General features: G+C 67.8%; 18 protein-coding genes. All 18 read left to right on the forward strand.

Annotated features, from left to right (window positions below; translation table 11 throughout):
- Nucleotides 1–44 precede the first annotated feature (44 nt).
- Nucleotides 45–1475, forward strand: coding sequence for an NADH-quinone oxidoreductase subunit NuoN (nuoN, locus tag KHC28_RS01010; RefSeq protein ID WP_214006480.1), 1431 nt, complete (start codon nucleotides 45–47; stop codon nucleotides 1473–1475).
- A gap of 2 nt (nucleotides 1476–1477) precedes the next feature.
- Nucleotides 1478–2254, forward strand: a complete 777-nt coding sequence (locus KHC28_RS01015) for a biotin--[acetyl-CoA-carboxylase] ligase (RefSeq protein WP_214006481.1) — start codon at nucleotides 1478–1480, stop codon at nucleotides 2252–2254.
- A gap of 26 nt (nucleotides 2255–2280) precedes the next feature.
- Nucleotides 2281–3963 carry a ribonuclease J gene (locus KHC28_RS01020; protein ID WP_214006482.1) on the forward strand — a complete coding sequence of 561 codons (1683 nt, stop codon included), beginning with the start codon at nucleotides 2281–2283 and terminating at the stop codon, nucleotides 3961–3963.
- Nucleotides 3964–4003: 40 nt separating this feature from the next.
- A complete protein-coding gene (mce, locus tag KHC28_RS01025) occupies nucleotides 4004–4408 on the forward strand; it encodes a methylmalonyl-CoA epimerase (protein ID WP_214006483.1) in 405 nt (134 codons plus the stop codon).
- Between the two features lie 3 nt (nucleotides 4409–4411).
- The gene (locus KHC28_RS01030; RefSeq protein WP_214006484.1) at nucleotides 4412–4681 is read left to right on the forward strand and encodes a DUF1467 family protein; all 270 of its coding nucleotides are present in this window, start codon (nucleotides 4412–4414) and stop codon (nucleotides 4679–4681) included.
- Between the two features lie 631 nt (nucleotides 4682–5312).
- Nucleotides 5313–6635 carry a proline--tRNA ligase gene (gene proS / locus KHC28_RS01035; protein WP_214006485.1) on the forward strand — a complete coding sequence of 441 codons (1323 nt, stop codon included), beginning with the start codon at nucleotides 5313–5315 and terminating at the stop codon, nucleotides 6633–6635.
- Between the two features lie 127 nt (nucleotides 6636–6762).
- Nucleotides 6763–7986, forward strand: coding sequence for a lipoprotein-releasing ABC transporter permease subunit (locus KHC28_RS01040; RefSeq protein WP_246564129.1), 1224 nt, complete (start codon nucleotides 6763–6765; stop codon nucleotides 7984–7986).
- A gap of 7 nt (nucleotides 7987–7993) precedes the next feature.
- Entirely contained in the window at nucleotides 7994–8674 is a 681-nt protein-coding gene (locus KHC28_RS01045; protein WP_214006487.1) for an ABC transporter ATP-binding protein, read from the forward strand.
- Between the two features lie 85 nt (nucleotides 8675–8759).
- On the forward strand, nucleotides 8760–9215 hold the full coding sequence (locus tag KHC28_RS01050; protein WP_214006488.1) for a hypothetical protein: 456 nt from the start codon (nucleotides 8760–8762) through the stop codon (nucleotides 9213–9215).
- A 358-nt stretch (nucleotides 9216–9573) separates the two neighbouring features.
- Complete coding sequence (dnaE, locus tag KHC28_RS01055; RefSeq protein WP_214006489.1) at nucleotides 9574–13008, forward strand: DNA polymerase III subunit alpha; 3435 nt, start codon at nucleotides 9574–9576, stop codon at nucleotides 13006–13008.
- A gap of 259 nt (nucleotides 13009–13267) precedes the next feature.
- Nucleotides 13268–14266 (forward strand): 30S ribosomal protein S2, encoded by a 999-nt coding sequence (locus tag KHC28_RS01060; protein WP_214006490.1) that lies wholly within the window; start codon nucleotides 13268–13270, stop codon nucleotides 14264–14266.
- Between the two features lie 163 nt (nucleotides 14267–14429).
- Nucleotides 14430–15353 carry a translation elongation factor Ts gene (tsf, locus tag KHC28_RS01065; protein WP_214006491.1) on the forward strand — a complete coding sequence of 308 codons (924 nt, stop codon included), beginning with the start codon at nucleotides 14430–14432 and terminating at the stop codon, nucleotides 15351–15353.
- 114 nt (nucleotides 15354–15467) lie between these two features.
- Nucleotides 15468–16202: a UMP kinase gene (gene pyrH, locus KHC28_RS01070; RefSeq protein ID WP_214006492.1), complete on the forward strand. Its 735-nt coding sequence runs from the start codon at nucleotides 15468–15470 to the stop codon at nucleotides 16200–16202.
- A gap of 160 nt (nucleotides 16203–16362) precedes the next feature.
- On the forward strand, nucleotides 16363–16926 hold the full coding sequence (gene frr / locus KHC28_RS01075) for a ribosome recycling factor (protein ID WP_214006493.1): 564 nt from the start codon (nucleotides 16363–16365) through the stop codon (nucleotides 16924–16926).
- 115 nt (nucleotides 16927–17041) lie between these two features.
- The gene (locus KHC28_RS01080; protein ID WP_214006505.1) at nucleotides 17042–17752 is read left to right on the forward strand and encodes an isoprenyl transferase; all 711 of its coding nucleotides are present in this window, start codon (nucleotides 17042–17044) and stop codon (nucleotides 17750–17752) included.
- A 1-nt stretch (nucleotide 17753) separates the two neighbouring features.
- Nucleotides 17754–18572, forward strand: a complete 819-nt coding sequence (locus KHC28_RS01085; protein WP_214006494.1) for a phosphatidate cytidylyltransferase — start codon at nucleotides 17754–17756, stop codon at nucleotides 18570–18572.
- Nucleotides 18573–18704: 132 nt separating this feature from the next.
- Complete coding sequence (gene rseP, locus KHC28_RS01090; RefSeq protein ID WP_214006495.1) at nucleotides 18705–19850, forward strand: RIP metalloprotease RseP; 1146 nt, start codon at nucleotides 18705–18707, stop codon at nucleotides 19848–19850.
- 212 nt (nucleotides 19851–20062) lie between these two features.
- On the forward strand, nucleotides 20063–20271 hold a 209-nt coding region (locus tag KHC28_RS01095; protein WP_246564119.1), incomplete at its 3' end, for a hypothetical protein.

Genomic DNA, 20271 nt, shown 5'->3' on the forward strand with positions numbered 1-20271 from the left:
GTGGCTGCCTTGAACCGACCCCTGATGCTCGCGGAGCCTGCCCGATGACCTTCTCCCTTGCCGCGCTCGGCCCCGCGCTTCCCGAGATCCTGCTGGCGCTCGCGGCGCTGTTCCTGGTGCTGTTCGGCGCCATCGCCGGCGCCAAATCGGTCGACACGGTGAACGGCCTCGCGCTCGCCGCCCTTTTCGCGGCGCTAGTGCTGGTGCTGCTCGGCCCCTCCGAGCCGGTGGCGCTGTTCGGCGGCTCGTTCCAGGTCGACGCCTATGGCCGCTTCCTCAAGGTGCTGACGCTGCTCGGCTCCGGGGGCGCGCTCGCCATGTCGGTGGACTGGCTGAAGATCGAGAAGCAGAGCCGCTTCGAGTTCGCGGTGCTCATCCTGCTCTCGACCCTCGGCATGATGATGCTGATCTCGGCCGGGGACCTCATCGCCCTCTATATGGGCCTCGAGCTGATGAGCCTGTCGCTCTACGTGATCGCCGCCAACAACCGGGACTCGGTGCGCTCCACCGAGGCGGGCCTGAAGTACTTCGTGCTCGGCGCGCTGTCCTCCGGCATGCTGCTCTACGGCGCCTCGCTGATCTACGGCTTCACCGGCTCGGTGAACTTCGCCAAGATCGCCGCGGCCGCGCAGGAGCCCTCGCTCGGCCTGATCTTCGGCATCGTGTTCATGTTCGCCGGCCTCGCCTTCAAGGTGTCGGCGGTGCCGTTCCACATGTGGACGCCGGACGTCTATGAGGGCGCTCCGACCCCGGTCACCGCCTTCTTCGGCGCGGCGCCCAAGGTCGCGGCCATCGCGGTGTTCGTGCGCTTCTCGCTGGAAGCGCTGCCGAACGTCGCCCATCAGTGGCAGCAGATCGTCGTCTTCATCTCGCTGGCCTCGATGGTGCTCGGCGCCTTCGCCGCCATCGGCCAGAAGAACCTCAAGCGCCTGATGGCCTATTCCTCCATCGGCCATATGGGCTACGCGCTGGTCGGCCTCGCCGCCGGCACGGAGGAGGGCGTGCGCGGCGTGCTGGTGTACATGACCGTGTACATGGCGATGACGCTCGGCACCTTCGCCTGCATCCTGTCCATGCGCCGCAAGGACGGCATGGTGGAGAACTACGACGAGCTCGCCGGCCTCGCCCGCACCAGCCCGGTGAAGGCGTTCATGCTGGCGGCGCTGATGTTCTCGCTGGCCGGCATCCCGCCGCTCGCCGGCTTCCTCGCCAAATACTACGTCTTCCTCGCGGCGATCCAGGCCGGGCTCTACACGCTCGCGGTGGTCGGCGTGCTGGCGAGCGTGGTGGGCGCCTTCTACTATCTGCGCATCGTCAAGGTGATGTATTTCGACGAGCCGGCCACCCCATTCGAGCCGATGCCGGCCGAACTGAAGGCGGTGCTGGCGGTCTCCGGCCTGTTCATCCTGCTGCTGTTCGTCTATCCCGCGCCGTTGCTGGCGGCGGCCGGGGTGGCGGCGAGGGCGCTCTTCTGAGGATGGGCGCCGACCGACCAGCAACGCCGGTCGTCCGCTTCGACGAGATCGGCTCCACCAATCAGGAGGCGCTGGCCCGGGCAACCGGTGCCGGCGCCGGTTCCGTTCTGGCCCCCTGCTGGTTCGTCGCCACCCGGCAGAGCGCCGGTCGCGGCCGGCGCGGGCGCCCTTGGGATTCCCGGCCGGGCAATCTCTATGCCTCGCTGCTGCTGGTCGACCCCGCTCCGCCGGTGCGCCAGCCCGAGCTGTGCTTCGTCGCCGCTTTGGCGCTTTATGACGCGGTGCGCGCCGTCACCGGCATCGACCCCTTGCGCATCGGCGTGAAATGGCCGAACGACGTGCTGATCGACGGCGGCAAGCTCGCCGGCATCCTGCTGGAAGGCACGATGACGGCGGACGGGCGCGGTGCGACGGTGATCGGCTTCGGCGTCAACTGCGCACGCAGCCCCGAGGACACGCCCTATCCGACGGTGAGCCTGGCCAGCGCCGGCTTCCCGACCGAACCGGATTCGCTGCTGGCGGCGCTCGACGCCGCCATGCTGGACCGGCTGGCGCAGTGGGATCGCGGCGAGGGTTTCCCGCGCACGCGCGAATCCTGGCTGCGCTGCGCGTTCGGCCTCGGGCGGGCGGTGACGGTGCGGCTGCAGGGCCGCGAGACGGAAGGCATATTCGAGGCGCTGGATTTTTCCGGCGCGCTGGTTCTGCGGCGCCCGGACGGGGTGCGCGAGACGATACGCGCCGGCGACATCTTTCCGTCGTCGGCGGGGCAAGCACGGTGAAAGCCGGCGTGAAGAAAGGCAAGTGAGTGATCAAGTCTTCGGACGAGCTGGTGTTCGCCGCGCTGGGGGGCGTCGGCGAGATCGGCATGAATCTCGGGCTCTACGGGTTCGGTCCGCGCCACAAGCGGCAATGGCTGGTGGTGGATCTCGGCATTTCCTTCGCCGGGCCCGACGTGCCGGGTGTCGACATCATCATGCCGGACATCACCTTCCTTGACGCCGAGCGCGAGCGCATCGTCGGCCTGGTGCTGACCCATGGTCATGAGGACCATGTCGGGGCGCTGGTCGACCTGTGGCCGCGCCTCGGCTGCCCGGTCTACACCACGCCCTTCACCGCCGCGCTGGCGGAAGCCCGCCGGCTCGGGGAGCCCGGCGCGCCGAAGATCCCGTTTCGCGTGGTGCCGACCGGTGGGCGTACGACGATCGGGCCGTTCGACGTCGAGTTCGTGCCGGTCGCGCATTCCATCCCCGACAGCCACGCGCTGGCGATCCGCACTTCGCTCGGCCTTATCGTGCATACCGGCGACTGGAAGATCGACCCGACGCCGGTGGTCGGCAACGTCACCGATCCCGCCCGCTTCACCGCGCTCGGCGACGAGGGCGTGCGGGCGGTGATCTGCGATTCCACCAATGCCATCCGCGACGGCGTCTCCCCCTCGGAAGCCGATGTCGGGCTGGTACTGGCCGATATCATGCGCGCCTCGCCCAACCGCGTGGCGGTGACCACCTTCGCCTCGAACGTGGCGCGCATCCGCTCGGTGGCGGAAGCGGCGCATTCGGTCGGCCGCGAGGTGGTGCTGGTCGGCCGCGCCATGGAGCGGGTGATCACCGTGGCACGCGAGCAGGGGCTGCTCAATGGCCTGCCGCCGTTCCGCTCGGTGGATGCCTATGGCTTCCTGCCGCGCGACAAGGTGGTGGCGATCCTGACCGGCAGCCAGGGCGAGCCGCGCGCAGCGATGTCGCGCATCGCCTCCGACGATCATCCCGAGATCGCGCTGTCGGCCGGCGACCACGTGATCTTCTCCTCGCGCACCATTCCCGGCAATGAGCGCGAGGTGAACCGCATCATCAACGCTCTGGTGCTCCAGGGTGTGAAGGTGACGACGGATCGCGACGCGCTGGTGCATGTCTCCGGCCATCCGCGCCGCGGCGAGCTGGAGCAGATGTACCAGTGGCTGCGTCCGCGCATTTCGGTGCCGGTGCATGGCGAGCCGCTGCATCTGTCCGAGCATGCCGATCTCGCCCGCCGCATGGGGGCAAAGCAGGTGGTGCGCATCGTCGACGGCGACGTGGTGCGCCTGATCGGCGAGGATCCGAGCCACGATGCCGAGGTGATCGAGGAGATCCCCGTCGGCAAGCTGTACAAGGACGGCATGGTGCTGGTCGGCGATGCCGATCCGGCGATCGCCGAGCGCAGGCGGCTGTCCTTCGCCGGCGTCGTCTCGGTCGCGGTGGCGATGACCAGCAAGGGCGAGGTGGTGGGCGATCCGATGATCGACCTCACCGGCATCCCGCAGACCGGCGTCGGCGGGCGGCCGCTCGACGAGGTGGTGGAAGACGCGGTGCTGGACTGCCTCGACGGCCTGCCCAAGCCGCGCCGGCGCGACCCGGACGCGGTGGCGGAATCGCTGACCCGCGCGGTGCGCTCGCAGGTGAACGCTGCCTGGGGCAAGAAGCCGCTCTGCCACGTGCTGGTGATCACGGTATGAAGGTCGCCGCCTGAGCATGTGACGGCGGGGAGGAAGTGTCATGATCGGCCGTCTCAATCATGTCGCCATCGCGGTGCCTGACCTCGCGGCGGCGAGCGCGCGCTACCGCGACACGCTCGGTGCCAAGGTCTCGGCGCCGATCGACCAGCCCGAGCATGGCGTGACGACGGTGTTCATCGAACTGCCGAACACCAAGGTCGAGTTGCTGGGCCAGCTGGGCGAGGGATCGCCGATCGGCAAGTTCCTGGAGCGCAACCCGGACGGCGGTATCCACCACATCTGCTACGAGGTGGACGACATCCTCGCCGCGCGCGACCGGCTGACGGCGGCGGGCGCGCGGGTGCTGGGCACGGGCGAGCCGCGCATCGGCGCGCATGGCAAGCCGGTGTTGTTCCTGCATCCCAAGGATTTCAACGGCACCCTCGTCGAACTGGAACAGGCCTGAACCATGTTCGGTATCGGCACCTATATCGCCATCTACTTCATCGTCTGGTGGACGGTGATCTTCATGACGCTGCCCTTCGGCGTGCGCTCGCAGCACGAGGACGGGGTGGTGCAGGATGGCACCGAGCCGGGCGCTCCGCAGCGCCCGCTGCTGCTGCGCAAGGCCATCGCCACCACGCTGATCGCGGCCGTGATCGTCGGGCTGTTCGCCTTCCTGGTGGAGACGCACCGGCTGCGGCTCGACATGTTCCCGATGCCATTCAAGGTCGATTGACGCGGGTAGGGCGGCCGGCGAGGGCGGCAACGCCGCGTCGATGTCGGTTTGTTGAACGGCGGGTCGGCCGGCGAGGGATTCAAGACCACGCAATTTCCGGGAGTGTCATAGGCGCTGCCGGACCGTTCATGACAGCGCCGGGAATGTGGCACGTGAGTGGGACGGTTCCGGCAAAACCGTCATCGCGACAACGTCGTGACGAGCGACGCACTGTGACACAGAGGCAAAAAAAGAGGCGGGATCCTCGGATCCCGCCTTCTCTTTCTCATGGCCGCCCGCACCTGGTTCCGTCCCGATTTACGGTGATCTGCCAGGGGGCTTTCTTGCCGATCATTCCTCCCGAGACCCGGGCCGAACGCCGCGCGAGAGCGTGGACGGGCGGTCCCCTTTCTTGAGGATTGCAACATAGGCCGGAATGAACCGGCTTGTCATCCTTGCGCCGCAATAGATCGTTTGTGCAGCGCAATAGTCAAAAGTGCAGCGAAGGCGCGGCGACCGTTCAAATTGCTGTCGTCACAGGGCGTGGAGGGATGGAGAGGCGGGCGAGGGCTTGTCTTTTTGTCGCCGATCCGGTTTCACTCGGCACCGCTTTTCCGGCCAACCGCGCCGGTCGAATCGAAAGTCCCGTCCGATGCGCCTGTCCCGCTACTTCCTTCCGATCCTGCGCGAAGTGCCGAAGGAAGCCGAAATCGTCTCGCACCGGCTGATGCTGCGCGCTGGCATGGTCCGGCAGGAGAGCGCCGGCATTTATGCCTGGCTGCCGCTCGGCAAGAAGGTGCTGGACAAGATCTGCGCCGTCATCCGCGAGGAGCAGAACCGCTCCGGCGCCATCGAGATCATGATGCCGACCATCCAGTCGGCCGATCTCTGGCGCGAGAGCGGTCGCTATGACGACTACGGCAAGGAGATGCTCCGCATCAAGGATCGGCACGAGCGGGACATGCTCTACGGGCCGACCAACGAGGAGATGCTCACCGAGATCGTCCGGGCCTATGTGAAGTCCTACAAGGACCTGCCGCTGAACCTCTACCACATCCAGTGGAAGTTCCGCGACGAGGTGCGCCCGCGCTTCGGCGTCATGCGTTCGCGCGAGTTCCTGATGAAGGACGCCTATTCGATCGATCTCGACTTCGAGAATGCGGTCATCGCCTATAACCGCATGTTCGTCGCCTATCTGCGCACCTTCGCCCGGCTGGGGCTGACGGCGATCCCGATGGTCGCCGACACCGGCCCGATCGGCGGCAATCACAGCCACGAATTCATCATCCTTGCCTCCACCGGCGAGAGCGAGGTGTTCTGCCACGCCGACTATCTCGACATGCCGCCCCCGGCGGCCGAGATCGATTTCCGCGACCCGGCGGCGCTGCAGGCGGCGGTCGACCAGTGGACCAGCCTCTACGCCGCCACCGAGGAGAAGCACGACGTCGCCGCCTTCGAGGCGGTCGAGGAGGGCAAGCGCCTCTCGGCCCGCGGCATCGAGGTAGGCCACATCTTCTATTTCGGCACCAAATATTCCGAGCCGATGGGCGCCAAGGTCACCGGGCCGGACGGCGTCGAGCGCCCGGTGCATATGGGCTCCTACGGCATCGGCCCCTCGCGCCTGGTGGCGGCGATCATCGAAGCCTCGCATGACGAGAACGGCATCATCTGGCCGGACGCCATCGCGCCGTTCCAGGTCGGCATCCTCAACCTGAAGGTCGGCGACGCCGGCACCGACGCCGCCTGCGAGCAGCTCTATGCGACGCTGACCGCCAAGGGCGTCGACGTGCTCTACGACGACACCGAGGAGCGGCCCGGCTCGAAATTCGCCACCGCCGACCTCATCGGCCTGCCCTGGCAGATCATCGTCGGGCCCAAGGGGCTCGCCGCCGGTACAGTGGAGCTGAAGCGCCGGGCGGATGGCGCGCGCGAGAACCTGTCGGTCGAGTCTGCACTCGCCCGCGTTCTCGGCTGAGCCGGAAGGCGGCGGAGGCGAGATGGCAGTCAAGAGCGCAGGCAAAAGCGCAAGTAACGGTGCGGCCGGAGAGGCCGCTCCGGCGGCCGAGCCGGCCGGCACGCGTCCGTTCAGCGCCTTCGAATGGATGCTGTCGCTGCGCTATCTGCGCGCCCGCCGCAAGGAGGGCTTCATCTCGGTCATCGCCGGCTTCTCCTTCCTCGGCATCATGCTGGGGGTGGCGACGCTGATCATCGTCATGGCGGTGATGAACGGCTTCCGCACCGAGCTCCTGTCGAAGATCCTCGGCCTCAACGGCCACCTGCTGGTGCAGCCGATCGACAGCCCGCTGACCGACTACGAGGCCGTCGCCATGCGCATTGCCGGCGTGCCGGGCATCAAGCTTGCCGTGCCGCTGATCGAAGGGCAGGCGCTGGCCTCCTCGGCCTTCAACGCCTCGGGCGTGCTGGTGCGCGGCATCTCGGAGTCCAATCTCCGGGCGCTGCCCTCGATCGGCTCCAATATCCGCGAAGGTACGCTGCAGGGCTTCGACACCGGCGAGGGCATCGCCATCGGCAAGCGCCTCGCCGACCAGCTCTCGTTGCATGCCGGCGACAACATGACCCTGGTGTCGCCGCGAGGCTCGGTCACGCCGATGGGCACCAGCCCGCGCATCAAGGCCTACCGGATTGCCGCGATCTTCGAGATCGGCATGTCGGAATATGACAGCGCCTTCGTGTTCATGCCGCTGCCGGAGGCGCAGGCCTATTTCAACAAGGATGGCGACGTCACCGCCATCGAGGTCTACACCGACAATGCCGACGCCATGGAGAAATACCGGGCGGCGGTGCAGCAGGCGGCGCAGCGACCAGTCTACATCGTCGACTGGCGACAGCGGAACGCCACCTTCTTCAACGCGCTGCAGGTGGAACGGAACGTGATGTTCCTCATCCTCACGCTCATCGTGGTGGTGGCGGCGTTCAACATCGTCTCCGGCCTCAACATGCTGGTGAAGGACAAGGGCCGCGACATCGGCATATTGCGCACCATGGGCGCCTCGCGCGGGGCGATCATGCGCATCTTCCTCGTCACCGGCGCGGCCATCGGCGTGGTCGGCACGCTGGCCGGCTTCCTGCTCGGTCTCGTCGTGTGCCTGAACGTCGAGGAAATCCGCCAGTTCATCTCCTGGCTGACCGCCACCGAGCTGTTCTCGCCGGAACTCTACTACCTGTCGCGCCTGCCGGCGGAGATGAATGCCGGCGAGACCACCTCGGTGGTGATCATGGCGCTGATCCTTTCCTTCCTCGCTCCGCTCTACCCGTCTTGGCGCGCCGCGCGCCTCGATCCGGTGGAAGCGCTGCGCTACGAGTGAGGCGGAGATGGCTGCCGCGCTGCGCCTTCAAAGCATCGAACGCCGCTACCTCCAGGGGGAGGGCACGCTGGAAATCCTGCGCGGCGCCGATTTCGCGGTGATGGAGGGCCAGTCGGTGGCGCTGGTCGCACCGTCCGGCACCGGGAAGTCGACGCTGCTGCATATTGCCGGCCTTCTCGAGCATCAGGACGCCGGCGAGGTCTATCTCGGCGAGCAGGCGACGGCTGGCCTGCCAGACGCCGAGCGCACCCGCATCCGCCGCACCGATATCGGCTTCGTCTACCAGTTCCACCACCTGCTGCCGGAATTCTCGGCGCTGGAGAACGTGATGCTGCCGCAGATGATCCGGGGCCTCGCCAAGCGCGAGGCGGCGGCGCGTGGCAAGGAGCTGTTGAGCTATCTTGGTCTTGCCAAGCGGCTCGACCATCGGCCCGGCGAGCTCTCCGGCGGCGAGCAGCAGCGGGTCGCCATCGCCCGCGCGGTGGCCAATGCGCCGCGGGTACTGCTGGCCGACGAGCCGACCGGCAATCTCGATCCGCACACCGCCGACCACGTGTTCCACGCGTTGCAGCAGCTGGTCGAGGCTACCGGATTGGCGGCGGTGATCGCCACTCACAATCTCGATCTCGCCGCCCGCATGCACCGCCGGGTGACGCTTCAGGACGGCGCCGTCGTCGAACTCGCCTGATCGTGTGATAATTTTCCTTGCCGCGCCGACCGGCAGCCGCAATAATTTCGGGAGATGCCTCGGATCCAGCTGAGGAGCTCACCGGATGGATGTCCTGTGGCTTGATCATCTGACGATGTTGTCCATCGCCGTGCTTGCTGCGGTGTTGCTGATCGTCGTGCTGCGCCTGTTCGGTATACGCCACGTGCGGCCAGTCGCCGAGCGACAATTGGCGGGCGATGGCGGCTATCACTACGTGGTCCATCCCACCGACACCCACCGGGCGAAGATCGGCCGCTTCTCCGAGCTAGCCGCCACGGCCTCCGGCTATGACTGCGTCGCCGAACTGGTGCCGGAGACCTCGAAGGCGCGCGACGTCCGCATCCATGTGGTGGTGGAAGGGGCGACGGTCGGCGAGATCGCGCGCATGGAGGTCCGCAGCTTCATGACGGCGATGGGGGGCCAGCCGGCCCGCTGCGACGCGGTGATCGTCGCCCATCGCGAGACTGCGCGCGGTCATTCCGTGAGGCTGGATCTCGACTGGCCGCCGCGCCTTTCCTGACACGCGCCGACGCAGAATTTGCCGACGATTCGACGCGTCGCGTTAGCGCTTTCGCAACCAAGGACAAGAACGCAAAGAGAACAAAACTTGACGTGAAGATGTTTATCCCCGATGTTCTCTATATGTTCCGCGTCAATCACGCCGCAGGGGAGAACGTCATGATCCGCATCTTGCTTCAGGAAGTCGCCGCGCTGTCCTCCATCGGCCTGTTCGTGGCCATGATCGGCATCTGGGCCGGGGTATTCACCGGCGTCTGAGGATGGCGGGGAAAGCGGTCGTCCTCGCGCGGACGCGAGTGGCGTCGCCCGCCGCCATCCCCCACCATGCAGGTTGGTGAGTCGCGAGCAGGAGGAAGATCATGGCCGAGGCGGATGTCGGGTTCGTGCATCTCCACGTCCATTCCTCCTATTCGCTGCTGGAAGGGGCGTTGCCGGTCGGCAAGCTCGCCGAGCTGGTGAAGAAGGACCGCCAGCCCGCCATCGCCCTGACCGACACCGGCAATCTGTTCGGCGCGCTGGAATTCTCCGAGAAGATGGCCGGCGCCGGCATCCAGCCCATCGTCGGCTGCTCGCTCGCCATCGATTTCGGCGACCAGGCGGGAAGGGGCCCGGCGCATGCCCAGCGCCCGCGCATCGTGCTGCTCGCCGCCGACGAGACCGGCTGGGGCCATCTGATGGAGCTGGTGTCGCGCTCCTATCTCGACACCGCCGATGACGGCGCCCCGCACATCAAGTCCGACTGGCTGGAGGCGCACCATGCCGGGCTGATCGCGCTCACCGGCGGACCGTCCGGCCCGATCGACAAGGCGCTGGCGCTCGGCGCGCCCGATGTGGCGGCGCAGCGGCTGGAGGCGCTCAAGGCGCTGTTCGGCGACCGGCTCTATGTCGAGGTGCAGCGCCACGGCATCGGCGAGGAGCGCCGGGTCGAACGGTCGCTCATCGATCTCGCCTATCGGCTGGAACTGCCGCTGGTCGCCGCCAACGAGCCGTTCTTCGCCGCGCAGGACGATTATGAGGCGCATGACGCGCTGATCTGCATCGCCGAGGGCCGCCTCGTCGCCGAGGACGGTCGCCGCCAGCTCACCCCCCAGCACCGCTTCCGCACCCGCGCGGAGATGATGGAGCTGTTCGCCGATCTGCCGGAGGCGCTGGCCAACACCATCGAGGTCGCGCGGCGCTGCGCCTATCGCCCGCGCACGGTGAAGCCGATCCTGCCGCGCTTCACCATGGAGCGCGACGAGGCCGAGGAACTGCGCGTGCAGGCGGAGGAGGGGCTCGCCGCCCGCCTCGGCGTCCACGGCCCGGCGCCGGGGCTGACCGAGAAGGACTATCAGGAGCGGCTCGCCTTCGAGCTGTCCATCATCGAGAAGATGAAGTTCCCCGGCTACTTCCTGATCGTGTCGGACTTCATCAAATGGGCGAAGGCGCACGGCATCCCGGTGGGGCCGGGGCGTGGGTCGGGTGCCGGCTCGCTGGTCGCCTACTCGCTGACCATCACCGATCTCGACCCGCTGCGCTTCGGCCTGCTGTTCGAGCGCTTCCTCAATCCCGAGCGCGTGTCGATGCCGGACTTCGACATCGATTTCTGCCAGGAGCGCCGCGACGAGGTGATCCGCTATGTGCAGCAGCGCTACGGGCGCAACCAGGTGGCGCAGATCATCACCTTCGGTACGCTGCAGGCGCGCGGCGTGCTGCGCGACGTCGGCCGGGTGCTGGAAATGCCCTATGGCCAGGTCGACAAGCTGTGCAAGCTGGTTCCGCAGAACCCGGCCAACCCGGTCACGCTGAAGCAGGCGATCAATGACGAGCCGCGCCTGCAGGCCGAGGCCGAGGCGAACCCGGTGGTGAAGCGGGCCTTCGACATCGCCACCAAGCTGGAGGGGCTGAACCGCCACGCCTCCACCCACGCCGCCGGCATCGTGATCGGCGACCGGCCGCTGGCCCAGCTGGTGCCGCTGTACCGAGACCCGCGTTCCGACATGCCGGTGACGCAATACAACATGAAGTGGATCGAGCAGGCCGGGCTGGTGAAGTTCGACTTCCTCGGCCTGAAGACGCTCACCACCTTGCAGACCGCCGTCCGGCTGGTGGCCCAGCGCGGCATCGAGCTCGATCTCTCCACCATCCCGCTCGACGACAAGAAGAGCTACGCCATGCTCACCCGCGGCGAGACGGTGGGCGTGTTCCAGGTGGAAAGCGCCGGCATGCGGCGGGCGCTGGTCGACATGAAGCCGGACCGGCTGGAGGATATCATCGCGCTGGTGGCGCTTTATCGCCCGGGCCCGATGGCCAACATCCCGGTCTATTGCGCGGTGAAGAACGGGCAGGAAGAGGCCGTCTACGCCCATCCGGCACTGGAGGGCAGCCTCAAGGAGACCTACGGCGTCATCATCTACCAGGAACAGGTGATGCAGATCGCGCAGACCCTGTCGGGCTATTCGCTCGGCGAGGCGGACCTGCTGCGCCGCGCCATGGGCAAGAAGATCCGCGCCGAGATGGACAAGCAGCGCGAGCGCTTCGTCGACGGCGCGGTGGAAAACAAGGTGCCGAAGGCCAAGGCGTCGGAGATCTTCGACCTGCTGGCCAAGTTCGCCGATTACGGCTTCAACAAGAGCCATGCGGCGGCCTATGCGCTGGTGTCGTACCAGACCGCCTATCTGAAGGCGAACTACGCCACCGAGTTCCTCGCCGCCTCGATGACGCTCGACATGGGCAACACCGACAAGCTCGCCGAATTCCGCCAGGATGCGCAGCGGCTCGGCATCACGGTGGTGCCGCCCTCGGTGAACCATTCGGGCCGGGAGTTCGCGGTGAAGGACGGGCGCATCCTCTACGCGCTCGCTGCCATCAAGGGCGTCGGCGTGCAGGCGGTGGACGCCATCGTCGAGGCGCGCGGTGACAGGCCGTTCCGCGACCTCGCGGATTTCGCCGCCCGCATCAACGCCAAGGCGCTCAACAAGCGCACCATGGAGAGCCTGGTGAATGCCGGCGCCTTCGATGCGCTGGAGCCGAACCGCGCCCGCGCCTCGGCGGCGATTGAGGCGGTGATGGGCCATGCCGCCGCCGCCGGTGCCGAGGCGGCGCTCGGGCAGGGCAACATGTTCGGCGGTCCGTCGACGGCGGCGGATTTGCGCATTCCCGCCGTCGAACCCTGGCTGCCGGCGGAGAAGCTGCAGAAGGAATATGACGCCATCGGCTTCTTCCTCACCGGCCACCCGCTCGACGATTACGGCAAGACGCTCGAGCGCTTCCGCGTGCAGCGCTGGAGCGACTTCTCCCGCTCGGTGCGCGCCGGCGCCACCGCCGGTCGGCTGGCCGCCACGGTGGTGAGCAAGCAGGAGCGCCGCACCAAGACCGGCAACAAGATGGGCATTGTCGGCCTGTCCGATCCCTCCGGCCAGTTCGAGGCGGTGCTGTTCTCCGAATCGCTGAACCAGTTCCGCGACCTTCTGGAGCCGGGGAGGGCGCTGCTGCTGCACGTCGCCGCCGAATTGCAGGGCGAGGACGTGCGCGCCCGCATCCAGACCTGCGAGCCGCTCGACGAGGCGGCCACCAAGATGCAGAAGGCGCTGCGCATCTTCCTGCGCTCGCCGGACCCGCTGGAGAGCGTGGCGTCGCGGCTCGGCGCGCTCGGTGGCGGGCGCGGCGACGGCGAGGTGGCCTTCGTGCTGCTGCTCGGCGAGCGCGGCGAGACCGAGGTGGAGGTGAAGCTGCCCGGCCGCTTCGGCCTGTCTCCGCAGATCGCCGGCGCCATCAAGGCGGTGCCCGGCGTGGTGGCGGTGGAGATGGCCTGAGCCCCCGACTGGCCGAGGATCTGTCCGGCCGTGTAGGTAGCGGGGCGCGCGATGGTGCCGCTCCGTCAGTCAATGGCGTGGCCGCCGGCCTTGTCGCTCTTGCCTAACACCGCCACCTCGCGTATATGCCGCGCCATCCCGCACGCGGACCTCGCGGCCGGGTCCTCTTCCTATGGTCGAGACCCGTCGCCGCTCCGGTGCCGATGCCGAATTCCCGGCACGGCCAAGTCCGCGGAGGCTAACCGGAAGAGAGACGACCATGGCACTCCCCGATTTCACCATGCGCCAGCTGCTTGAAGCTGGTGTGCACTTTGGGCATCAGTCCCACCGCTGGAACCCGAAGATGGCCCCGTTCATCTTCGGCACCCGCAACAACATCCACATCATCGACCTCGCCCAGACGGTGCCCTCGCTGGCCCGCGCGCTGCAGGTGGTGTCCGACACCGTGGCCCGTGGCGGCCGCGTGCTGTTCGTCGGCACCAAGCGCCAGGCGGCCGATGCCGTCGCCGATGCTGCCAAGCGCTCGGCGCAGTACTATGTGAACTCCCGCTGGCTCGGCGGCATGCTGACCAACTGGAAGACCATCTCCCACTCCATCGCCCGCCTGAAGAAGCTCGAAGAGCTGCTCAATGCCGGCGAGGGCGTCGGCTACACCAAGAAGGAGCGCCTGACGCTCCAGCGCGAGAAGGAAAAGCTTGATCGCGCGCTTGGTGGTATCCGCGACATGGGCGGTCTGCCGGACCTGCTGTTCGTGATCGACACCAACAAGGAAGACCTGGCGGTCGCCGAGGCGCGTCGCCTGGGCATTCCGGTGGCGGCGATCCTCGACACCAACTGCGATCCGGACGGCATCTCCTACCCGGTGCCGGGCAATGACGACGCCGGCCGCGCCATCAACCTCTATTGCGACCTGATCGCCCGTGCCGCCATCGACGGCATCGGCCGCGCCCAGGGCGATTTCGGTGTCGACATCGGCGCCGCCGAAGTGCCGATGATCGAGGACCTGCCGGCCGAGGCCGCCTGGTCGTCCTTCGAGCCGCTGTCCGGCCCGCGCGGCCCGGCCGACGACCTGAAGAAGCTGACCGGCGTTTCCCCGGCCATCGAGAAGAAGCTGACCGATCTCGGCATCTTCCACTTCTCGCAGATCGCCGGCCTCGACGCCGCTGACGCCCACCGCCTCGGCGAGGAAGTCGGCCTGCCGGGTCGTGTGGACGGCTGGATCGCCCAGGCCAAGGGGCTCACCGCCGAGGTCGAGTGACCTGACGCGGACGGCTCGCGGCAGCTTCGCGCTGCCGCTTGGATCATGAATACGCGGCCGGCCCGGAACCCTCCGGCCGGCCGTGTCGTCAAATGACACATGCGCGAATGATACGTCGCACGTGACACCTGCGATTCGTGTCGATTGGAATGAGGAACGGGATATGGCCAACATCACCGCGGGCATGGTGAAGGAGCTGCGCGAGAAGACCGGCGCCGGCATGATGGATTGCAAGAACGCGCTGGGCGAGGTCGAGGGCGACATCGAGGCCGCCATCGACTGGCTGCGCAAGAAGGGCCTCGCCAAGGCCGCCAAGAAGGCCGGCCGCGTCGCCGCCGAAGGCCTGATCGGGCTCGCGCTCGCCGGCACCAAGGGCGTGGTGGTCGAGGTGAACTCCGAGACCGACTTCGTCGCCCGCAACGAGCAGTTCCAGGCGCTGGTGCGGAACATCGCCCAGGTCGCGCTGGCGGCCGGCGACGACGTCGCGGCCATCGGCGCGGCGGCCTATCCGGCCGGCGGCACCGTCAGCGAGGCGATCTCCAGTGCCGTGGCCACCATTGGCGAGCACATGAACCTGCGCCGCGCCAAGGAGCTCTCGGTGAACGCCGGCGTCGTCGCCAGCTACATCCACGGCTCGGTGGGCGAGGGGCTCGGCAAGATCGGCGTGCTGGTCGCGCTCGAATCGACCGGCAAGGCCGATGAACTCGCGGCCCTCGGCCGCCAGATCGCCATGCATGTCGCTGCCGCCAACCCGCAGGCGCTCGACGCCGCCGGCATCGACGCCGATGTCGTCGCCCGCGAGCGCGGCGTGCTGGCCGAAAAGGCCAAGGCCTCCGGCAAGCCGGACAACGTCGTCGAGAAGATCGTCGAGAGCGGCCTGAAGACCTTCTACAAGGAAGTGACGCTGGTCGAGCAGGCCTTCATCCACGAGCCCTCCAAGACCGTCGCCCAGGCGGTGAAGGAGAGCGAGGGCAAGGTCGGCGCGCCGGTCAAGATCGCCGGCTTCGTGCGCTTCGCCCTCGGCGAGGGCGTGGAGAAGCAGGAGAGCGACTTCGCCGCCGAGGTCGCCGCCGCCGCCGGCGCCTGAGACGCAGCACGCGTTTGTTGATAAGACCACGCCGGGCCGCCACGAGGCGCGCCCGGCGTGCTTTAGTATGAGGCGGGGCGTGTCGGCGCCGCGCACAGCATGAAAAGGTGCCTCATGTCCGAGACGGGCGAACCCCAGGAAGTGTCCTACCGGCGCGTGCTGGTGAAGGTGTCCGGTGAAGCCCTGATGGGCAGCGAGGCGTTCGGCCTGCACTGGCCGACCATCGAGGGCATCGCCCGCGATCTCGCCGACGCCCACAAGGCCGGCGCCGAAGTGGCCGTTGTGGTGGGCGGCGGCAACATATTGCGCGGCGCCAGCGTCGCCGGCCGTGGCCTCGACCGCGCCACCGCCGACCATATGGGCATGCTGGCGACGGTGATGAACGCGCTGGCGCTGGAGAAGGCGATCGAGGAGGCCGGCACGCCGGCCCGCACCCTCTCCGCCATTCCGATGCCGACCATCTGCGAGCCCTATGCCCGCCAGACCGCCTCGCGCCATTTGTCGCGCGGGCGCATCGTCGTGCTGGCCGGCGGCACCGGCAATCCGTATTTCACCACCGACACCGGTGCCGTGCTGCGCGCCGCCGAGCTCGAATGCGACGCGGTGATGAAGGCAACGAATGTCGACGGCGTGTATACCGCCGATCCCAAGCGAGACCCCGACGCGGTGCGCTATGAGCGTCTCACCCATGACGAGGCGCTCGCCAAGGATCTGAAGGTGATGGACGCCGCCGCCTTCGCGCTGGCGCGTGAGGCGAAGCTGCCGATCATCGTGTTCTCCATCCGCCAGCCCGGTGCCATCGAGGATGCCGTGCGGGGGAGAGGGCGCTCCACCACCGTGGCGCCCTGACCGGGCGTCGATGCCGCGCTGCGGCATGCAATAAGGCGCCTGCGCGCTTGCCTCGCGCGGCAAACCATTTGATATAGCCGGGTCCGGCCGCTTGCGGCGCTGGTGCCGCGTCGAGCGGACCGCGTCATGCAGGCCCGGCCTAGCAAGAAGAGGGTCCGCTATGAGCACTGGTCCGTCCGATATCGCCGATCTGAAGCGCCGCATGCAGGGCGCCATCGGTGTCCTGAAGCAGGAGCTGAGCGGCCTGCGTACCGGCCGCGCCTCGGCCAGCCTCCTGGAGCCGATCCAGGTGGATGCCTATGGCTCGCACATGCCGCTGAACCAGTGCGCCTCGGTGAACGTGCCGGAGCCGCGCCTGCTCTCGGTGCAGGTGTGGGATCGCAGCATGGTGTCGGCGGTGGAGAAGGCGATCCGCGATTCCAATCTCGGCCTCAATCCGCAGACCGAGGGGCAGGTGATCCGGGTGCGCATTCCCGAGCTTACTCAGGATCGCCGCCAGGAACTGGTAAAGGTCGCGCATAAATATGCCGAGGCTGCCCGTGTCTCGGTGCGCCATGTGCGCCGCGACGGCATGGACAGCCTGAAGAAAGCGGAGAAGGACGGCGACATCAGCGCCGACGAGCAGACCCGTCTGTCGGATCAGGTGCAGAAGGCCACCGACCAGTCGATCGCCGAGGTCGACCAGGTGCTGGCGACCAAGGAAAAGGAAATCCTGGCGGTTTGAGCGCGGGCCGGACGACGGCGCGGAGGCGGCCTTCTTGAAGATCGCGAAGTTCGACGTGTCAGACGATGCATCGGTCGAGGCGGGCCGGCCGGCTGCGGCCGAGCCCGGCGGCCCGGTGCCGCGGCACGTCGCCATCATCATGGATGGCAATGGCCGCTGGGCGACGTCGCACGGCCTGCCGCGCTTCGAGGGGCACCGGCGCGGCGTCGAGGCGGTACGGCGTACCATCGCCGCTGCCATCGAGCTCGGCATCGAGGCGCTGACCATCTTCAGCTTCTCCAGCGAGAACTGGACCCGTCCCGAGGGCGAGGTCGACGAACTCATGGGGCTGCTGAAGCTGTTCATCCGCCGGGACCTGCAGGATCTGCACGCCCGCAATGTGCGGGTGCGCATCCTCGGCGAGGGCCACCCGCGCGATGGCGAGATCCAGGCGATGCTGCGCGAGGCGGAAGGCATGACCGGCGGCAATACCGGGCTCACCCTCGCCGTCGCCTTCAACTACGGTTCGCAGAACGAGATCGCCCGCGCCGCCCGCGCCCTGGCGCGGGAAGTGGCGGCGGGGCGGCTGTCGCCGGAGGAGATCACCCCGGCGCGGTTGGCCGGCGCGCTCGACACGCAGGGCATGCCGCCGCTCGACCTTCTCATCCGCACCAGCGGCGAGCAACGGCTGTCGAACTTCCTGCTCTGGCAGGCGGCCTATGCCGAGCTGGTGTTCCTGCCGGTGCTGTGGCCGGATTTCGACCGCTCCTGGTTCGAGCAGGCACTCAAGGAATTCGCCGGCCGGGAACGGCGCTTCGGCGGCATCGATGCGGCGGGGCGCTCCTGAGTTGAACGTCGGTGCGGATTTCCTGCCGCGGCTGGGCTCGGCGCTGGTACTGGCGCCGCTGGTCATCGCCGCGGCGACATGGGGCGGGCGCCCTTTCGTGCTCTTGTGCTTCCTCGCCAGCCTGATGCTGCTGTGGGAGTGGGCGAAGATGGCGCGGCTGCCGCGGTTGCCGGTTCTCATCGCGCTCGGCGGCGGCGGCATCGCCGTCGCGCTGTTCGCGCTGGTGGCCGGCCGGCCGCTGCTGGCGCTGGCGCTGCCCGTGGGCGCGCTGGCGGCGGCACTGATCACGCGCGGCGCGCCGTCGCTGCGCGCCTGGGCGTTGGTCGGCGTGCTCTATGCCGGCGCCCTGGCGTTTTCGCTGACACGGCTGCGCCTCGATCTCGGCTACGGGCTGATCGCCATCGTCTGGCTGCTGGCAGTGGTGTGGAGCACCGACATCGCCGCCTATTTCTGCGGGCGGCTGATGGGGGGGCCCAAATTGTGGCCGCGCGTCAGCCCCAACAAGACCTGGTCGGGCGCCATCGGTGGCGCGCTGTTCGCCGTAGGAGCGGGCATGTTGACCGTCTGGCTGGCGGGGATCGATTCGTCGCTGCTCGCCGCGCCGGCGGCGCTCGCCGCCAGCGCCTGCAGCCAGGCCGGCGACCTGTTCGAGTCGGCGATGAAGCGCCGCTTCGGGGTCAAGGATTCGAGCCATCTCATTCCCGGCCATGGCGGCCTGATGGACCGGCTGGACGGGTTGGTGGCGGCGGCGGCCTTCGCCTGCCTGCTCGGCCTGTTGCGCAACCCCGCCTCGCCGGCGGCCGGGCTGCTGGTGTGGTGATAACAGGGCGCGGCCGGCGACAAATGTGGCTGGCTGCCGTCTCTCTGCCAAACTTGGCGGCGACACCATGGCGTCGATGTTGCACGCGAGCCGGTCGCGGCTCACGGTCGTCGTACAGATGAGGAAAGCGAAATGAGTGTGCTCTCGTCGATGGGTGGCAGCGCCGAATGGCTGCTGGGCTACCTCATCCCCTTCCTCTTCGTGCTGACGATCGTGGTGTTCTTCCATGAGCTCGGCCATTTCTGGGTGGCTCGCCGCGCCGGGGTGAAGGTGGTGGCGTTCTCCATCGGCTTCGGGCCGGAGATCGTCGGCTTCAACGATCGCCACGGCACCCGCTGGAAGCTGTCGGCGATACCGCTCGGCGGCTATGTGAAGTTCCTCGGCGACGACAACGCCGCCTCCGCTCCCGACCGCGACGGCCTCTCGCACATGACCGAGGCCGAGAAGAAGGTGAGCTTCTTCCACAAGTCGGTCGGCGCGCGCGCCGCCATCGTCGCCGCCGGTCCGATCGCCAACTTCATCCTCGCCATCGTCATCTTCGCCGGGCTGTTCATGACGGTGGGCCGGCAGGTGACGACGCCGCGCGTCGACGCCATCCAGGCCGGCAGCGCCGCCGAGAAGGCCGGCTTCCAGCCGCACGACCTGATCCTGTCGATCGACGGCGCGCCCATCGAATCCTTTGGCGACATGCAGCGCATCGTCAGCGCCAGCGCCGACGTGCCGCTCGCGGTGGAGATCGATCGCGGCGGCGAGCATCGCACGCTGACCGCGACGCCGGATCGTCGTGAGATCACCGATACGTTCGGCAACGTGCACCGCATCGGCGTGCTCGGCATCTCCCGCTCGACCGGGGCCGGGGAGGTGACGACCCAGCGATTCGGCCCGGTGGAGGCGGTCAGCCTCGCCGGCAAGGAGGTGTGGTTCATCGTCGACCGCACCTTCTCCTATCTCGGCGGGGTGATCACCGGGCGCGAATCCGCCGACCAGCTGGGCGGGCCGATTCGCATCGCCCAGGTGTCGGGGCAGGTGGCGACCTTCGGAATCGGCGCGCTTTTGCAGCTGGCGGCGGTTCTGTCGGTTTCGATCGGTCTTCTTAACCTCTTTCCCGTACCGTTGCTGGATGGCGGACACCTGCTGTTCTACGCCATCGAAGCGCTGCGCGGCCGCCCGCTCAGCGATCGGGCGCAGGAGGTCGGTTTCCGCATCGGGCTTGCCTTGGTCCTGATGCTTATGCTGTTTGCGACGTGGAACGATATTCTCAATATATCAAAATCTTGACGCCTCTCTGCCCAAGCGTTGCCGGTGTGCCACGGCGACGGGAAAAGGCAATCAGGCGGCGGGGGCTTCGGTTTGCAGGCCTGGGAAAAGCTTGTACAAGCGGAGCGCTGGATGAAAGATCGCGCCTGTCCGCGCTTGCGTGGACGGCGTCGCTTCAGAACAACGGTAAGGTTGCGCACCAAATGGCTGTAAGTATCCGGTTCGTGAGTAAGATGGCTTCGGTCCTGGGCGTCGTCGCCCTTGTGACCGTGGCGGGGGTCGCCGGATCCATTGTCGCGCCTGTTAGCGCCGTCGCGCAGACCGCGAATTCCATTGTTGTCGAAGGCAATCGCCGCGTTGATGCCGAGACCATCCGCTCCTATTTCGGGACGCCGCCGCTGACGCCGGCGAAGATCGACGAGGGCCTGAAGGCGCTGTACGC

Origin of the sequence: Ancylobacter sonchi (genome assembly GCF_018390695.1) — a bacterium.
In the GTDB taxonomy this organism is placed as follows: domain Bacteria; phylum Pseudomonadota; class Alphaproteobacteria; order Rhizobiales; family Xanthobacteraceae; genus Ancylobacter; species Ancylobacter sonchi.

Excerpts from the sequence above, each read along its gene's own strand:
- KHC28_RS01060 (WP_214006490.1), top strand. The coding sequence starts at position 13,268 with ATGGCACTCCCCGATTTCACCATGCGCCAGCTGCTTGAAGCTGGTGTG.
- rseP (WP_214006495.1), top strand. The coding sequence starts at position 18,705 with ATGAGTGTGCTCTCGTCGATGGGTGGCAGCGCCGAATGGCTGCTGGGC.
- KHC28_RS01040 (WP_246564129.1), top strand. The coding sequence starts at position 6,763 with ATGCTGTCGCTGCGCTATCTGCGCGCCCGCCGCAAGGAGGGCTTCATC.
- proS (WP_214006485.1), top strand. The coding sequence starts at position 5,313 with ATGCGCCTGTCCCGCTACTTCCTTCCGATCCTGCGCGAAGTGCCGAAG.
- KHC28_RS01030 (WP_214006484.1), top strand. The coding sequence starts at position 4,412 with ATGTTCGGTATCGGCACCTATATCGCCATCTACTTCATCGTCTGGTGG.
- KHC28_RS01050 (WP_214006488.1), top strand. The coding sequence starts at position 8,760 with ATGGATGTCCTGTGGCTTGATCATCTGACGATGTTGTCCATCGCCGTG.
- mce (WP_214006483.1), top strand. The coding sequence starts at position 4,004 with ATGATCGGCCGTCTCAATCATGTCGCCATCGCGGTGCCTGACCTCGCG.
- dnaE (WP_214006489.1), top strand. The coding sequence starts at position 9,574 with ATGGCCGAGGCGGATGTCGGGTTCGTGCATCTCCACGTCCATTCCTCC.
- KHC28_RS01045 (WP_214006487.1), top strand. The coding sequence starts at position 7,994 with ATGGCTGCCGCGCTGCGCCTTCAAAGCATCGAACGCCGCTACCTCCAG.
- pyrH (WP_214006492.1), top strand. The coding sequence starts at position 15,468 with ATGTCCGAGACGGGCGAACCCCAGGAAGTGTCCTACCGGCGCGTGCTG.
- KHC28_RS01015 (WP_214006481.1), top strand. The coding sequence starts at position 1,478 with ATGGGCGCCGACCGACCAGCAACGCCGGTCGTCCGCTTCGACGAGATC.
- tsf (WP_214006491.1), top strand. The coding sequence starts at position 14,430 with ATGGCCAACATCACCGCGGGCATGGTGAAGGAGCTGCGCGAGAAGACC.
- nuoN (WP_214006480.1), top strand. The coding sequence starts at position 45 with ATGACCTTCTCCCTTGCCGCGCTCGGCCCCGCGCTTCCCGAGATCCTG.
- frr (WP_214006493.1), top strand. The coding sequence starts at position 16,363 with ATGAGCACTGGTCCGTCCGATATCGCCGATCTGAAGCGCCGCATGCAG.